The organism is Fictibacillus sp. 18YEL24 (assembly GCF_015903855.1).
GTDB classification, from domain to species: Bacteria; Bacillota; Bacilli; order Bacillales; family Fictibacillaceae; genus Fictibacillus; species Fictibacillus phosphorivorans_C.
Genome location: NZ_JACZDT010000004.1, coordinates 315017 through 329301 on the forward strand (window position 1 = coordinate 315017; position 14285 = coordinate 329301).

The following is a 14285-nucleotide window of genomic DNA, read 5'->3' on the forward strand; positions in this document are numbered from 1 at the left end:
TAATGATATAATGAAAGAATCAATTCGTTTTGCCAAAAGAGATCGAACATTAAGAAGAGGTGAAGTCTGTTGAATAATAGAGTGCACAGTAGAGAAGTTGAAGCAGCGGCTAGAAGGCTGTTAAATGAAAGAGGCGTCACAATTCCTGAGATCGCTGAGATTGTATATGAAATGCAGATTCCATTTTCACCTGGCTTAACGAAAGAAGATTGTATAGAGAGCGTCGATGCTGTTCTCATGAAGCGCGAGATCCAGCATGCTATTCTAGTCGGAGTAGAACTTGATATACTTGCCGAACAAAGAAAATTATCTGAACCTCTTCAAAGTATCGTTGAACAAGATGAAGGATTGTTTGGGGTAGATGAAACGATCGCACTAGGAGCTGTTTTCGGTTATGGATCGATAGCCGTTACAACTTTTGGCCATTTAGACAAATTTAAAATGGGTATTATTCAAAAATTAGATACAAAGATAGCAAATGGTAAAGTGCATACTTTCTTGGATGATTTAGTCGCAAGCATTGCAGCCAACGCATCCAGCCGACTCGCACACAGACTTCGTGATAAGCAAGAACGTTTAGATACAGAAGAGATAAAAATGCGTGACGAGGAAGAGAAGATCGGATAACAAATAAAAGAAGACACCTTCGATCATTGGAGATGTCTTTTTTTATGCAAAATTTTAAGAATAACAATTGTTATTTAAGGAACCAAAAGAAAAGTGTTGTCAAAACTCTTAAAAAGCATATATAATAATTTTTGTTAGATGATAGATTGATTCGATAGCTCAGCTGGGAGAGCGCTACCTTGACAGGGTAGAGGTCGGGGGTTCGAACCCCTCTCGAGTCACCATACATATTAAGTAAACCTCCTTAGCGATAAGGAGGTTTTTTGTTCAGTATCTATATTTTTCAGTCCAAATGTTACAGCAATAAAAACACGCCAGAGATGAAGACTCCTGTAATGATCATCATAACAAGGCCATAACCCATGATGTCTTTTGCTTTTAATCCAGCGATAGCCAGAGCAGGAAGGGCATAGAATGGTTGAATCATGTTTGTCCATGCATCACCCCAAGCTACAGCCATTGCTGTTCTTGATAAAGAAACCCCTAAGTTTTGCGCCGCTTCTAACATAACGGGTCCTTGTACCGCCCATTGTCCACCTCCAGACGGAACAAAAAAGTTAACGAGGCCTGCACTCCATAAAGTAAATAAATGAAAAGTATGTTCGTTTGAAAAAGAAATTAGCATATTGGACAGAACAGCTACTAATCCTGATGAAGTTACAATACCCATTAATCCGGCATAAAAAGGGAACTGAATAATAATTCCGCTCGCATTTTTCACAGCATCCGTAACCGCTTTCAAAAATAACCGTGGTGTTTTATGTAAGATGATACCGATGAATAGGAATAAAAAGTTTACGATATCCAGGTTTAAGGCGAACCCATTTTTGGTGAAATAATAGACGAGGTATGAAATGCCTAAAAGTCCGATGAGGATAGATAATAACTGACTATTCTCAAGTCGGTCAGCAGGAGTTTGAAGTGTTTCTTCATTACTTGCTGCTTCTAGAGATTCTTTTTCCTCTAACAATGCAGGATCGATTACAAACGCTTTTTCACTTGGAGGGACCATTAATCTATTAATAATTGGTACCAATAGGAATAGACCTGCAAGAATAATGAAGTTGAACGATGAAAAGATTGTCTCACTCGTTGGAACAACGCCCATAATGTTTTCGGTAAAGTGTCCCGGTGTAGCGATTGTTAAGACAACCGAGCCCGATAGACCTCCACTCCATATGATAAAACCACTATATGCACTTGCGATTAATAACCGGTAGTCGACACCTTTTACCTTCATTGCGATTTCTTTTGCGAATAGAGCACCTATTATAAGTCCGAAGCCCCAATTGATCCAGCATGCGACGAGCGCGACTAACGTTACGAGTATGATAGCTTGTCCTGGTGTTTTTGGAATTTTTGCTAAAGATCCTAATAGTTTCTTAAATAGCGGGGAGCTTGCCATAACGTGTCCGGTCACTAATATTAACACCATCTGCATGGAAAATGTTAATAAACTCCAAAAACCTGTACCCCAATAATTAACGATTTCAATAGGGGTGCTATCTGTCGCAAATAGTGCTAAACCACATACGAAGAATGTCAGTAAGATGACTAACAAAAAGGGGTCAGGCATATACCTTTGCATCAATCTGTTTGAAAATGAAATTAAAAGTCTCAAAACGCTTCTTCCTCTCCTCTTAAATGATATTTGAATAGTATGTATTTCAAGTACAGTTCGATTAATTTCTACAAAATCCTTTTAATACTTATTGATAAATGGACGAACTTTTTAAGTCGTCCTACATAAAATATAGAGAAATAGGATATAAGGTTTTTGAAAGGAGAACATTTTTTTGGCTTTATTTAAACGCCCTGGCATTTTTGCCAAAAAGGGAATGGTTCCTAATATGGGTGCAATGGGACCTACGATGGGAGCAATGGGACAGATGGCGCCTACGATGGGAGCTATGCAACAGATGCCACAGATGGGTGGATGTGGATACCCTGCAGTATCACCGTCTCAATACTATCCTCCACAAGTTATGCCTGCACAGTTTAGTCCTACGAATCAACAAGTTCAATATAACCAGCAAGATGTATATGTTCCGATGATTCATCCAACTCAAACGACTCAAGTCAACCAGATGAACTACAAATATGTACATTACTTCCCGCAGAACACGAACGTAGTAAACCAAGCAACGCAGCAAAACCTTTGTGGAACTGTACAACCAATCATGGCACCTTGTCCCCCGCCATGCCCTCCTCCATGTGGTCCATGTGGCCCTTGGAGAAAGAAGTAAAAGTGAAGCTGTCGACAGTGTCGGCAGCTTTTCTATTCTATTTTTGTATGAATTTGTGTGAAATTAATATGGTATGGGGAATGAATAGATTAGTACACATAAATTTCTGGAGGTTATGAAGATGAGTCGTGATACAAAAGTTGTAATCGTTACAGGAGCAGCAAAAGGGATAGGTAAACAAATCGCAATTGATTTTGCCAAAGCAGGTTATATTCCTTCATTAATAGATTTTGATAAAAATGAACTTGAATCAACTTTGTCTGAGGTTACATCGATTCAAAAGGATGCAATTGCGATAACATGTGACGTTAAGAATCCCGATGATATCATTCAAGCAGTAGCAGAAACACATGATAAATTAGGTGACATTCAATGTTTGATCAACAATGCTGGTCTCTCGAAATGGAAATCCCCCTATGAATTATCTGTAGATGAATGGGATGATATTTTAAACACAAACTTAAGAAGTGTATTTCTTTTTTCAAGAGAAACAGCCAAGTACATGTCTCAAACAGGTGGAGGATCCATAATTAATATGGCTTCCACTCGTGCGGTGATGTCTGAGCCTCATTCCGAAGCCTATGCGGCAACTAAGGGCGGAATTGTTGCTTTAACTCACGCCTTGGCTGCATCGTTCTCTGAAGATTTTATTACCGTAAATTCCATTAGTCCTGGTTGGATACATACAGGAGATTATAAGGAGCTACGTGAAGTTGATCACGATCAGCATCTCTCAAAAAGAGTGGGTATGCCAGCTGATATTTCAAGGGCATGCTTATTCTTAGCGCAGTCTGACAATAATTTTATTACCGGGGAAAATCTTACGATCGATGGCGGCATGACTAGAAAAATGATCTATGAACATTAATGTTTCCTATAGGGAAAAAGATTGCTCTAGACCCACCCGGAATCCATTCTTTATGATGTAAAAGGTATTATTTAACGAAGGAGAATAGAGAATGCAATCTGATCAGCAAAAAAGAGTGGAACGCGGTGTTTATCTTAGTCTAGGAGCATATATCTTTCTATCAATAGTTAAACTTGTGTCAGGTATTTTCTATAATTCCGATGCCTTAGTTGCTGACGGATTAAACAATGCTACTGACATAATCGCTTCTATCGCAGTATTAATAGGTTTGAAAATTTCAAGGAAGCCAGCAGATGAGGATCATCCTTATGGACACTTGCGTGCAGAGACGATTGCATCGATGGTTGCTTCCTTTATTATGGTAGTTATCGGTATAGAAGTATTGATATCTTCTATTAAAAAGATGTTTAACGGAGTGGAAACGGAGCCTTCGCTGACGGCAGCCTTGATCGCATTGTTTGGTGCGGCAGTGATGATCATCGTTTATTTGTATAATATTAAGGTAGCTAAAGAAACAGACAGCCAAGGGCTAAAAGCAGCCGCTCTTGATAACCGTTCAGACGCTTTTGTTAGCATTGGAGCCGCAGTCGGAATCTTTGGTGCACAGATCGGCTTACCATGGCTAGATCCTGCCGCAGCAGTTCTTGTTGGTCTAATCATCATTAAAACAGGTTGGGAGATTTTCACGGAAACCTCCCATAACCTTTCAGATGGCTTTGATTATGAAGAAGGTAAGGAAATGGAGCACAAGATTCTAGATGTTGAAGGTGTAGAGAACGTGGGAGACCTGAAAGCTCGTAAACACGGTAACCGAGCTATTATCGATGTAACGATTAAAGTTGATCCTTCCCTAAATGTAGTGGAAAGTCACGAAATCACAGAAAAGATAGAAGACACGATCAAAGAAGCTTATAATGTTGAAAGTATACAAGTTCACGTTGAACCAGAGGACGGAAAGAACAAAGATAACCCATTAAAGTGAAGAGGGCTGAATGAATTCTATCCGATTTCCGAATGGATCTCTTATCGTAAACCTAGAAAATCCCGGAATCGGGAGTTCTTCTTGTATCTGTATATGGTGGAGAGCTAAATGTTCCTTGAAGCTTAAGAGATCATCAACTAAAAATGCGGGATGGTGTTTACCTTTGTAAACCTGATCTTCCACTCCGATGTGTAGTTGTTGATGAGCGAATTCGAACCACATCCCACCGTTTTTTCGAAGAGCCTCTGGTTTTGGAATTTCTTCAAGTTGCAGGATTCCTTTATAAAAATCTCGTGCTTCATCTATCTTTTCTCGTGGAATACATATCTGGACATGATGGATGCCTGTTATTTTCATGATCTATTACCTCCATTGAATAATTAATTGAAGAATAAGCAGAACAGTTACAGTCCTCATAAGGATTGTAACTTGTTTTGTTTTTAAGCGAGGTGCAAGCTTTACAGCAGCTTGTGCTCCACAGATGCTTCCAATCGTCAGCGGTATGGCTACGTTCCACAGGTAATGACCAGCCCACAAATAAGTGAATACAGCTCCAGTGCAGCTTAAGAACGTATTAAATCGCGTAAACGAAAGAGTGCGAATATATGTAAAGCCGTTTCGCAAAAAAAGCTGCATCTGTAAGGTTCCCTGACCTGGACCAAATAAGCCATCGTAAGCTCCGATACCAAAAAGATAGGGATATTTACTTACAGGCAGCTGTTTGATCTCATGATTAGGATCTGTTTCTCTCTTTGTTTTTAGAAAGGTTAAGAAGAGTGCACCTGTGAGTAAGAAGAGAGCGATGATGGTTAAATTTTCTCTAGATATTGAGGAAGCAGTCAAGCCGCCTGCAATTCCTCCAAGCAGACTGATGACACCTGAAATGAGGTAAGGCGTAAGCTTTGTATCATTTTTTCGTAAGAGAACAAAAAAGCTGGAAAAAGAACTGAACATGTTGGCAAATTTATTCGCTGCGATCGCAGAGTGAACGGGAACACCTAATAATAACATGATCGGAAAATTAATCATGCCCCCACTTCCAGAAAGAGTGCCGATAAAAGTTGCTATAAAGCCCACGAATATGAGAATGTACAATGGATCCACATCCCTTCATTTTCTCTTTACATATCTATCCTATGTTAAGGTATACTTAAAATAAATTACATATATTAGATAATTTTCAATAAGAAAAACTTATGAATGCTAAAAGGAGAAATAATGCAGTTATCTGAATTTCGTATATTAAAAGTTCTTGCTGAAGAATTAAATATGAGGAAAGCATCTGAGCGTTTATACGTATCTCAACCTGCTCTCAGTCAGAGGCTTCAAACGATTGAGAACAATTGGGGAACCATTATTTTTATTCGTTCTCAAAAGGGGTTGAATTTAACACCTTCTGGAGAAAAAATTCTAGCTTTTGTTACGGAAGTTCTTCAAAAAGAGGAGCTTGTAAAAGAAGAACTTCAATCTCTCTCAGAGCATGTTCACGGCACATTAAAGCTTGCGGTGGCCTCTATCATAGGTCAATATTGGTTACCTCATGTGCTAAAAGAGTATGTGAATCTCTACCCTCATGTAAATATTTCACTAATAACGGGTTGGAGTTCGGAAATCATTAAACACCTTTACGAAGATAAGATACACCTTGGAATTGTTAGAGGAAATCCAGAGTGGAGAGGCAGCAAAGAACATATTTTGTCAGACCACTTATATTTAGTCGATACGACGATCTCATCCATTGACGAGCTTTCTGATACGACTAAACCATTTATTCAGTTTAGGAGTCACTCAACCTATTATCAAGAAATACAAGATTGGTGGCATACTCATTTTAAAACGACGCCACAAAAAACAATTGTTGTTGACCAGATTGAAACGTGTAAACAGATGGCTCTAAATGGAATAGGTTATGCGATTCTCCCATCGATCAGTCTTCGGCCTGAGGACGATATCTATAAGATCCCATTAACAGATAAAAAGGGTAATGCCATTAAACGAGATACTTGGCTTATTCATCACGGCACAGGATCGGAGCTCAAACAAGTCAATGTCTTTATGGATTTGATTCGAAAACTAACGAATGAATAAGGTTTGAATCTTTCTATATTTAGTGGTTTAATACAATACAGAATGACTTTTAAGGAGGAACTAGCAAAAATGAAAATGATGGATGCAAACGAAATTATCTCATTTATCCAAAACGCAACAAAATCTACACCAGTAAAAGTTTATGTAAAAGGAAATCTTGAAAATATCGATTTTGGCCAAGAAACGAAAGTGTTCCCTTCAGGCAACACGGCTGTCCTATTCGGTGAGTGGAAAGATATTGAAGCTGCTCTAAAAGCAAATGAAAGCAACATTGAAGACTTCGTGATCGAGAATGACCGTCGCAACTCAGCGATTCCATTGTTAGATATGAAGAACATCAAAGCTCGTATTGAACCAGGTGCAATCATTCGTGACCAAGTTGAGATCGGTGACAATGCCGTAATCATGATGGGTGCTTCTATTAACATTGGAGCAGTTATCGGTGAAGGAACGATGATCGACATGAACGTAGTACTTGGTGGACGAGCTACTGTAGGAAAGAACTGCCACATCGGTGCAGGAACTGTACTAGCAGGTGTTATTGAACCACCTTCAGCTAAGCCAGTTGTTGTAGAAGATGATGTAGTCATTGGAGCGAATGCAGTTGTTCTCGAAGGTGTTACAGTTGGTAAAGGTGCTGTCGTAGCTGCAGGTGCCATTGTGATCGAAGACGTAGAACCATACACAGTAGTTGGTGGAACTCCTGCTCGTGTACTAAAGAAAATCGATGAAAAAACAAAATCAAAAACAGAAATTAGACAAGAGCTTCGTCAGTTAAACGACTAATTTTAGCGTAGGGGATGAGAGAAGATGAAATCGTTGCTTGAGATAAGAAAAGACTTGCACCGTATACCGGAGCCAGGATTCTTAGAGTTTAAAACTCAGAGATATATCCTTGATCTCATCTCCACTTTTCCTCAGAATCATCTTGAAGTTCACACGTGGGAAACGGGCATATATGTAAAAGTGATCGGAAGAAATCCATCAAAAACGATAGCTTATCGAACAGATATGGATGGACTGCCTATTGTTGAAGAAACAGGTTATGAATTTTCTTCTCTTCATGAAGGAATGATGCATGCCTGTGGACACGATATTCATATGACGATTGCGATCGGTTTATTGTCTCATTTTGCACAGAACCCGATAGATGACCATCTGTTATTTATTTTTCAGCCTGCAGAAGAAGGACCAGGGGGAGCTCTCCCTATGAGAGAGAGTGAGCTGTTTCAACAGCTGCAACCTGACATGATCACAGCGCTCCACATTGCTCCGGAATATCCGGTCGGTACGATTGCTGTAAAAGAAGGATTATTATTTGCGAATACATCTGAACTTTTCATCGATCTGATCGGAAAAGGCGGTCATGCTGCTTATCCCCACTTAAGCAATGATATGGTAGTTGCTGCAAGCCATCTGGTAACACAGATGCAGTCGATCGTTGCGCGTAATATTGATCCACTGGATTCTGCAGTTGTTACGATCGGCAAGATAACGGGTGGAACGAAACAAAATATTATCGCTGAGAAAGCAAGGTTAGAAGGCACGATTCGAACTTTATCTCCAGAAGCTATGGAAAAAGTGAAAAAGAGGATCGAAGCTTTAGTTGAAGGTATTTCGCGCGGATTTGAATGTGAAACAGTGATTGATTATGGTTCGAATTATCGCCAAGTGGATAACGAACCGGTCTTAACTAGAGAATTCATGGAATTCGCTAAGCAGCAAAAAACTGTGAATGTATTTGAATGTAAAGAAGCTATGACAGGGGAAGACTACGGATATTTCTTAGAGAAAATTCCGGGGTTCATGTTCTGGCTAGGAGTTGATACTCCGTACGGTCTCCATCATTCAAAATTAAAGCCGCAAGAAGAAGCGATTCAACATGCTGTAGATCTGTTAGTTCAATATTTTATCTTCAAAGGGAATAGAAATTAGAAAAGCGGCCACTTCGGCCGTTTTTTTTTTTGCTCTTTTCTCTAGTTTCAGTCTCCTAATGATACTCAATCCACGAATGTTAACCTCCAATCCAGAAATTTTAACCGTCAATCCAAAAGTTTTAATACGCAATCCACAAATTTTGGTGCTCAATCCAAAAGTTTTTATGATTTATCCACGAGTCGACACGTGACGCCATATATCGACATACGGTCTCAACAGCAACACTTCATTGTTCATTACATATTCCCAATATGAGTTGGAAACATTAAGAAAAGTAAGGAGGTGGGAATATGGCTAGAATTGGTGTAGAACAATCGTTATCAAATGTATCAGATGCTTTGCGATCAAAGGGATATGATGTTGTAGAACTTCGTCAAGAACAAGACGCGAACGGCTGTGATTGCTGTGTAATTTCCGGACAGGATCAGAACGTTATGGGCATTCAAAATGCAGCAACACAAGGTTCTGTATTAAATGCTCATGGCATGTCAGCTGATGAAGTATGTCAGGCTGTTGAAAGCAGATTACAATCATAACACTCCTGGGGACAGCCATGCTGCCCCTTTATTTCTGTTTAACGCACGTTTTAACAGGGAATTAATTGACCAATCACAAAAATATATGTTGTTTAGCAGCAGATGGGGAGGTCCATATGCCAATCGTAAATGTACTCATGATTATTTTACTTATCGTATTAACCGCATTTTTTGTAGTCACTGAATTTGCGATCGTAAAAGTACGAAGAACGCGAATCGACCATTTAGCTTCCGAGGGAAATAGTAAAGCGATCGCTGCACAAAAAGTTATCGGAAATCTTGACGGTTATTTGTCAGCCTGTCAGTTAGGAATAACGATTACAGCATTAGGACTTGGGTGGTTGGGCGAACCGACTGTTGAGATCTTTTTAAGGCCATTGTTTGAAAACGCTGGTTTGAGTGAAGGACTCACGCACACGCTCTCGTTTTCAATCGCCTTTTTCTTAATTACATTCTTACACGTGGTACTAGGTGAATTGGCACCGAAAACAGTTGCGATTCAAAAAGCTGAGATGGTCTCGTTAGCTACAGCAAAACCAATTATCCTGTTTTATAAGGTCATGTACCCTTTTATTTTCTTACTAAATGGATCAGCGAACCTTTTGACACGGGTGTTTGGCATAAGTCCAGCTAGTGAACATGAAGTAGTACATACAGAAGAAGAGTTGCGTCTTATTCTTTCTGAAAGTTTACAGGGTGGAGAGATCAATCAATCAGAATACCGTTATGTGAACAGAATTTTTGAATTTGATGACCGTGTAGCGAAGGAAATCATGATTCCTCGAACAGAGATGGTCTGTTTATTCCTAGAAAATACGTGTGAACAGAACATGGCGATCATGCGTGAAGAAAAGTTCACGAGATATCCTGTTGGGCATGATGATAAAGATCATATTGTAGGGATTGTAAACATTAAAGAATTCTTTAACGAAAATTTCAGCAAAGAAAATTTTGACTTAAATGATTATATACGTCCCATTATTACCGTCCATGAATCTATACCGATTCAAAAACTATTAGTCAAAATGCAAAAAGATCAGACACATATGGCTGTGCTCGTAGACGAGTACGGAGGAACTGCAGGAATTGTTACGGTTGAAGACATCTTAGAAGAAATCGTTGGGGAGATCAGAGATGAATTTGATATCGATGAAGAACCTGAAATTCAACAAATCGATCAAAATCAAACCGTAGTGGATGGTAAAGTGCTCATCTCACAGATCAATGAATTATTTGCACTCGATATTGATAACAGTGAAATCGATACAATCGGTGGGTGGGTTCTAACAAGGTCTGTTGATTTAGAATCAAACCATTCGTTTAATTACGAAAGTTATCGATTTACGATTTTAGAGCTAGATGGCAGACAGATTAAAAAAATCGGAATTGAAAAAATATCAGAAGAAAAGAATGTCGATACGAATAAAGACTCCTGAACATCGTTCAGGAGTCTTTACTTTTCCATTGTCCATTTTCTGTTTTTTCATATTTATGTTTTACTGCGCTCCATGCTACCTTATGAGCTGTCTCTTCTTCTTTGTATTCTTCAAGTGCAGAATTGAAAGCTTCTTTATATATTTCCTGACCGTGATGAGGAAGGTGATCTCTTACCCCCTCAGGCAGATCTTTAAGTGAATCATACGGCATATGAATCCCTCCTATAGAACTAAGAGTTCCCGTGAAATCCTCAATATAAACTCTTTATTGAGAATGCATAGAATCTGAAATGAGCGGATAATTTCACATTTTTAGTTTAAGTTGCTATGATTAAGGAGAAATTAAGACGTGGGAACAGCTTTCCTTATTTAAATTAATTATTATTTAACATTGACTAAAAATAAGGACTGTACTATAATTACCCATGTAAATAAAACAGTTTTTTTTGGAGGGATTTTCACCTATGGCAGAACGTATGGTAGCAAAACAAGCACCTAGATTTGAAATGGATGCAGTATTACCAAACAAAGAATTTGGGAAAGTTAGCTTAGAAGAAAACATGAAGAATGACAAGTGGACTGTTCTTTTCTTCTATCCAATGGACTTCACTTTCGTTTGTCCTACAGAAATCACATCACTTAGCGACCGTTTTGACGAGTTCGAAGATTTAGATGCTGATGTAATTGGTGTTTCTACAGATACAATCCACACTCACAAAGCTTGGATCAACACGCCACGTGACATGAATGGTCTAGGTGAGTTAAAATATTCTCTAGCAGCTGATACTAACCACACTGTAGCTCGTGATTACGGTGTACTAATCGAAGAAGAGGGTATTGCTCTTCGCGGTTTATTCATCATCTCTCCTGAGGGTGAATTAATGTACTCTGTTGTTAACCATAACAACATTGGCCGTGATGTTGATGAAACATTACGTGTTCTTCAAGCACTTCAAACAGGTGGACTTTGCCCAGCAAACTGGAAGCCTGGTCAAAAGACTCTTTAATCGTCAAATAGCGTACATTTTATAACCCAAGACGTTGTTCTTGGGTTATTTTTGTAATTACTAATGAAAACGCGAACATATTCTTTGAATTTTACATAAGAGGTATTAGTTAGATATTGATTTTCAAATAATGTGGTAAAATAAGGCTATGCCGCGAAAGATTGGAGTGATGGACTTTGAAAAAGCAATATGCTGTAATCGGACTAGGTCGTTTCGGCGGTAGTATGTGTAAAGCATTGGCCGATCAAGGAATGGAAGTCCTAGCGATCGATATCGATGAAGATCGAGTAAATGAGTTTTCCAACGTTGTTACGCACGCTGTAATTGCCGATTCTACTGATGAAGGTGTATTGAAAAGTCTTGGAATCAGAAACTTTCAGCATGTTGTGGTGGCGATTGGTGACAACCTGCAATCGTCTATTCTTACAACACTGATTCTAAAAGAGATGGGTGTAGAAAAGATTACGGTTAAAGCACAAAATGATTATCATGAAAAGGTCTTAAGAAAGATCGGAGCAGATAAAATCATTCATCCAGAGCGTGATATGGGTGTTAGAATTGCTCATCAAATCGTCTCGAACAACGTTCTTGATTATTTAGAACTATCCGATGAACATAGTATCGTTGAATTGGTCGCAACTAAAAAGATGAACAATAAGTCCTTGATCGAGTTAGATATACGGGCTAAGTATGGTTGTAACGTTGTGGCAGTTAAACGAGGAAAAGACATATTCGTTTCTCCACAGGCTGACCAGAACATTCATCAAGGAGATGTATTGATCGTAATCGGTGGAGATAAAGACATCAATCGCTTAGAAAAACAAATGGCAAATGAAGAATAAAAAAACCGTTACCCTTGAACAGGGAACGGTTTTTATTATGAAACTAAATCTCCATGATGATTGGAAGAATCATTGGGCGTCTCTTCGTTTTTTCATATAAGAAAGGTGCTAATGTATCTGTTATTTCATTCTTGATCTCAGACCACTGTGTGGTTCTTTTCTCGTTCATAATCGTTTCTAAATGTTTGCTAAGAAGACTTTGAGCATCGTGAATTAAGTCTCCAGACTCACGCATATAAACAAACCCTCTTGAAATAATATCAGGTCCTGCTTCAATTCTAAATTCTTTCATGTCCATACTTACGACAACGACTACTAGACCTTCTTCTGAAAGAATTTTACGATCTCGAAGAACGATGTTTCCGATATCACCAATTCCACTTCCATCGACATAGACAGAACCGGAAGGAATCTTTCCTGCTACCATCGCCTCGTTATGAGAAAGAGCTAAAACTTCGCCATTATCCATTACAAATGAATTCTGAGAAGGAACATCGCAATCAGAAGCAAGTTTCGTGTGCATCTTAAGCATTCGATATTCACCATGAATCGGCATAAAGAACTTAGGCTTCATAAGACGTAACATAAGCTTTTGTTCTTGCTGCCCACCATGACCCGATGTATGGATATCATTTAATGAACCATGAATCACTTCTGCACCTGCACGGAACAACTGATTGATCGTCTTACTAACGCTTAATGCGTTACCTGGAATAGGTGAGGATGAGAAGACAACTGTATCTCCAGGAATGATTTGAATCTGTCTATGTGTTCCGTTAGCGATTCTTGAGAGAGCGGCCATTGGTTCACCTTGGCTTCCTGTACATAGAATCGTAACTTGGTTATCAGGCAGACGGTTGATCTGATTTGCATCAACAAACGTATTCTTAGGTGCTTTAATAAAGCCGAGCTCTTGTCCAACTGTAATGGCAGAATCCATACTGCGGCCAAACACAGCAATTTTTCTATTGTTTGCTACAGAAGCTTCAACGACTTGCTGCAATCTATGGATGTTTGAAGCAAATGTAGCGAAGATCACTCGGCCTTCCATTTTTCTGAAAATGTCTTGAATGCTTTCTCCGACACGTCTCTCTGAAAGTGTAAACCCAGGAACCTCACTATTTGTTGAATCAGAAAGTAAGCAGAGTACACCTTCTTTTCCGATCTCTGCCATCTTTGTTAAGTTCGCAGGTTCACCAACAGGCGTGAAATCAAATTTAAAGTCACCAGTGTGAACGATGTTTCCTGGTGGCGTTTTCACTACAAGTCCATAAGAATCTGGAATACTGTGAGTAGTTCTAAAGAAGCTTACAGATGTTTTACGGAATTTGATCACATCATCCTCAGTGATTTCATGTAACTGTGCACGTCGCAGCAAACCGTGTTCTTCTAATTTGTTCTTGATCAGAGCAAGTGCAAGTTTACCTCCATAGATTGGGATGTTCACTTGTCTTAGAAGATAAGGAATACCTCCAATGTGATCCTCATGTCCATGAGTAATAAATAAACCTTTGATCTTTTCTTCGTTTTTTACAAGATACGTATAATCTGGAATTACGTAATCAATCCCTAAAAGTTCATCTTCAGGAAATTTAATTCCTGCATCAATAAGGATGATCTCATCTTGAAATTGAACGGCATACGTATTTTTACCGATTTCTCCTAAACCGCCTAGCGCAAATACGGCGGCTTGATGATTTTTTACAAATTTCATA

The 14285-nt window shown here is 39.0% G+C and carries 16 protein-coding genes and 1 tRNA gene; 12 read left to right on the forward strand and 5 right to left on the reverse strand.

Annotation, left to right across the window (positions count from 1 at the left end):
- Positions 1-69 precede the first annotated feature (69 nt).
- Positions 70-627 (forward strand): phosphatidylglycerophosphatase A family protein, encoded by a 558-nt coding sequence (locus HU823_RS14770; protein ID WP_197222554.1) that lies wholly within the window; start codon positions 70-72, stop codon positions 625-627.
- 148 nt (positions 628-775) lie between these two features.
- Positions 776-851: transfer RNA gene (locus HU823_RS14775), tRNA-Val, on the forward strand.
- Between the two features lie 71 nt (positions 852-922).
- Here HU823_RS14775 and HU823_RS14780 read toward each other — a convergent pair.
- Positions 923-2248: a short-chain fatty acid transporter gene (locus HU823_RS14780; RefSeq protein WP_197222555.1), complete on the reverse strand. Its 1326-nt coding sequence runs from the start codon at positions 2246-2248 to the stop codon at positions 923-925.
- 175 nt (positions 2249-2423) lie between these two features.
- On the opposite strand from HU823_RS14780, the gene HU823_RS21975 reads away from it, so the two are divergent.
- The 3 genes from HU823_RS21975 to HU823_RS14795 all read left to right on the forward strand — a co-directional run bounded on the left by HU823_RS21975 (position 2424) and on the right by HU823_RS14795 (position 4723).
- Positions 2424-2873 (forward strand): CotD family spore coat protein, encoded by a 450-nt coding sequence (locus HU823_RS21975; protein WP_231607471.1) that lies wholly within the window; start codon positions 2424-2426, stop codon positions 2871-2873.
- 121 nt (positions 2874-2994) lie between these two features.
- On the forward strand, positions 2995-3741 hold the full coding sequence (locus HU823_RS14790; protein WP_197222556.1) for an SDR family NAD(P)-dependent oxidoreductase: 747 nt from the start codon (positions 2995-2997) through the stop codon (positions 3739-3741).
- A 91-nt stretch (positions 3742-3832) separates the two neighbouring features.
- Positions 3833-4723 carry a cation diffusion facilitator family transporter gene (locus HU823_RS14795; RefSeq protein ID WP_144701047.1) on the forward strand — a complete coding sequence of 297 codons (891 nt, stop codon included), beginning with the start codon at positions 3833-3835 and terminating at the stop codon, positions 4721-4723.
- Here the strand turns inward: HU823_RS14795 and HU823_RS14800 are convergent.
- Together HU823_RS14800 and HU823_RS14805 are read right to left on the reverse strand one after the other, a co-directional pair.
- The gene (locus tag HU823_RS14800; protein ID WP_197222557.1) at positions 4715-5080 is read right to left on the reverse strand and encodes a VOC family protein; all 366 of its coding nucleotides are present in this window, start codon (positions 5078-5080) and stop codon (positions 4715-4717) included. The genes HU823_RS14795 and HU823_RS14800 overlap by 9 nt on opposite strands.
- A gap of 6 nt (positions 5081-5086) precedes the next feature.
- Complete coding sequence (locus HU823_RS14805) at positions 5087-5818, reverse strand: sulfite exporter TauE/SafE family protein (RefSeq protein WP_197222558.1); 732 nt, start codon at positions 5816-5818, stop codon at positions 5087-5089.
- A 123-nt stretch (positions 5819-5941) separates the two neighbouring features.
- Between HU823_RS14805 and HU823_RS14810 the strand changes: the two genes are divergently transcribed.
- From HU823_RS14810 to HU823_RS14830, 5 genes are all read left to right on the forward strand, one after another.
- On the forward strand, positions 5942-6811 hold the full coding sequence (locus HU823_RS14810; protein WP_144701041.1) for a LysR family transcriptional regulator: 870 nt from the start codon (positions 5942-5944) through the stop codon (positions 6809-6811).
- Between the two features lie 69 nt (positions 6812-6880).
- Positions 6881-7597, forward strand: coding sequence for a 2,3,4,5-tetrahydropyridine-2,6-dicarboxylate N-acetyltransferase (gene dapD, locus HU823_RS14815; RefSeq protein ID WP_144701039.1), 717 nt, complete (start codon positions 6881-6883; stop codon positions 7595-7597).
- 24 nt (positions 7598-7621) lie between these two features.
- A complete protein-coding gene (locus tag HU823_RS14820) occupies positions 7622-8746 on the forward strand; it encodes an N-acetyldiaminopimelate deacetylase (protein ID WP_197222559.1) in 1125 nt (374 codons plus the stop codon).
- A 293-nt stretch (positions 8747-9039) separates the two neighbouring features.
- Positions 9040-9285 carry a YkuS family protein gene (locus HU823_RS14825; protein WP_137789798.1) on the forward strand — a complete coding sequence of 82 codons (246 nt, stop codon included), beginning with the start codon at positions 9040-9042 and terminating at the stop codon, positions 9283-9285.
- A 116-nt stretch (positions 9286-9401) separates the two neighbouring features.
- A complete protein-coding gene (locus tag HU823_RS14830; RefSeq protein ID WP_197222560.1) occupies positions 9402-10721 on the forward strand; it encodes a hemolysin family protein in 1320 nt (439 codons plus the stop codon).
- A 7-nt stretch (positions 10722-10728) separates the two neighbouring features.
- On the opposite strand, the gene HU823_RS14835 is transcribed toward HU823_RS14830, so the two are convergent.
- Positions 10729-10932: a ChaB family protein gene (locus HU823_RS14835; protein WP_137789796.1), complete on the reverse strand. Its 204-nt coding sequence runs from the start codon at positions 10930-10932 to the stop codon at positions 10729-10731.
- Positions 10933-11185: 253 nt separating this feature from the next.
- Between HU823_RS14835 and HU823_RS14840 the strand changes: the two genes are divergently transcribed.
- Positions 11186-11728, forward strand: a complete 543-nt coding sequence (locus HU823_RS14840) for a peroxiredoxin (RefSeq protein ID WP_066393264.1) — start codon at positions 11186-11188, stop codon at positions 11726-11728.
- Positions 11729-11904: 176 nt separating this feature from the next.
- Positions 11905-12570, forward strand: coding sequence for a potassium channel family protein (locus HU823_RS14845; RefSeq protein ID WP_137789795.1), 666 nt, complete (start codon positions 11905-11907; stop codon positions 12568-12570).
- A gap of 43 nt (positions 12571-12613) precedes the next feature.
- Here the strand turns inward: HU823_RS14845 and rnjA are convergent, their stop codons facing one another.
- Positions 12614-14284: a ribonuclease J1 gene (gene rnjA, locus HU823_RS14850; RefSeq protein WP_137789794.1), complete on the reverse strand. Its 1671-nt coding sequence runs from the start codon at positions 14282-14284 to the stop codon at positions 12614-12616.
- Position 14285: the final 1 nt, after the last annotated feature.

Bases quoted from the DNA above. Each gene is read 5' to 3' on its own strand.
- HU823_RS14790 (WP_197222556.1), top strand. From the start codon at position 2,995: ATGAGTCGTGATACAAAAGTTGTAATCGTTACAGGAGCAGCAAAAGGG.
- HU823_RS14795 (WP_144701047.1), top strand. From the start codon at position 3,833: ATGCAATCTGATCAGCAAAAAAGAGTGGAACGCGGTGTTTATCTTAGT.
- HU823_RS14800 (WP_197222557.1), bottom strand. From the start codon at position 5,080: ATGAAAATAACAGGCATCCATCATGTCCAGATATGTATTCCACGAGAA.
- HU823_RS14810 (WP_144701041.1), top strand. From the start codon at position 5,942: ATGCAGTTATCTGAATTTCGTATATTAAAAGTTCTTGCTGAAGAATTA.
- dapD (WP_144701039.1), top strand. From the start codon at position 6,881: ATGAAAATGATGGATGCAAACGAAATTATCTCATTTATCCAAAACGCA.
- HU823_RS14820 (WP_197222559.1), top strand. From the start codon at position 7,622: ATGAAATCGTTGCTTGAGATAAGAAAAGACTTGCACCGTATACCGGAG.
- HU823_RS14825 (WP_137789798.1), top strand. From the start codon at position 9,040: ATGGCTAGAATTGGTGTAGAACAATCGTTATCAAATGTATCAGATGCT.
- HU823_RS14830 (WP_197222560.1), top strand. From the start codon at position 9,402: ATGCCAATCGTAAATGTACTCATGATTATTTTACTTATCGTATTAACC.
- HU823_RS14835 (WP_137789796.1), bottom strand. From the start codon at position 10,932: ATGCCGTATGATTCACTTAAAGATCTGCCTGAGGGGGTAAGAGATCAC.
- HU823_RS14840 (WP_066393264.1), top strand. From the start codon at position 11,186: ATGGCAGAACGTATGGTAGCAAAACAAGCACCTAGATTTGAAATGGAT.
- rnjA (WP_137789794.1), bottom strand. From the start codon at position 14,284: ATGAAATTTGTAAAAAATCATCAAGCCGCCGTATTTGCGCTAGGCGGT.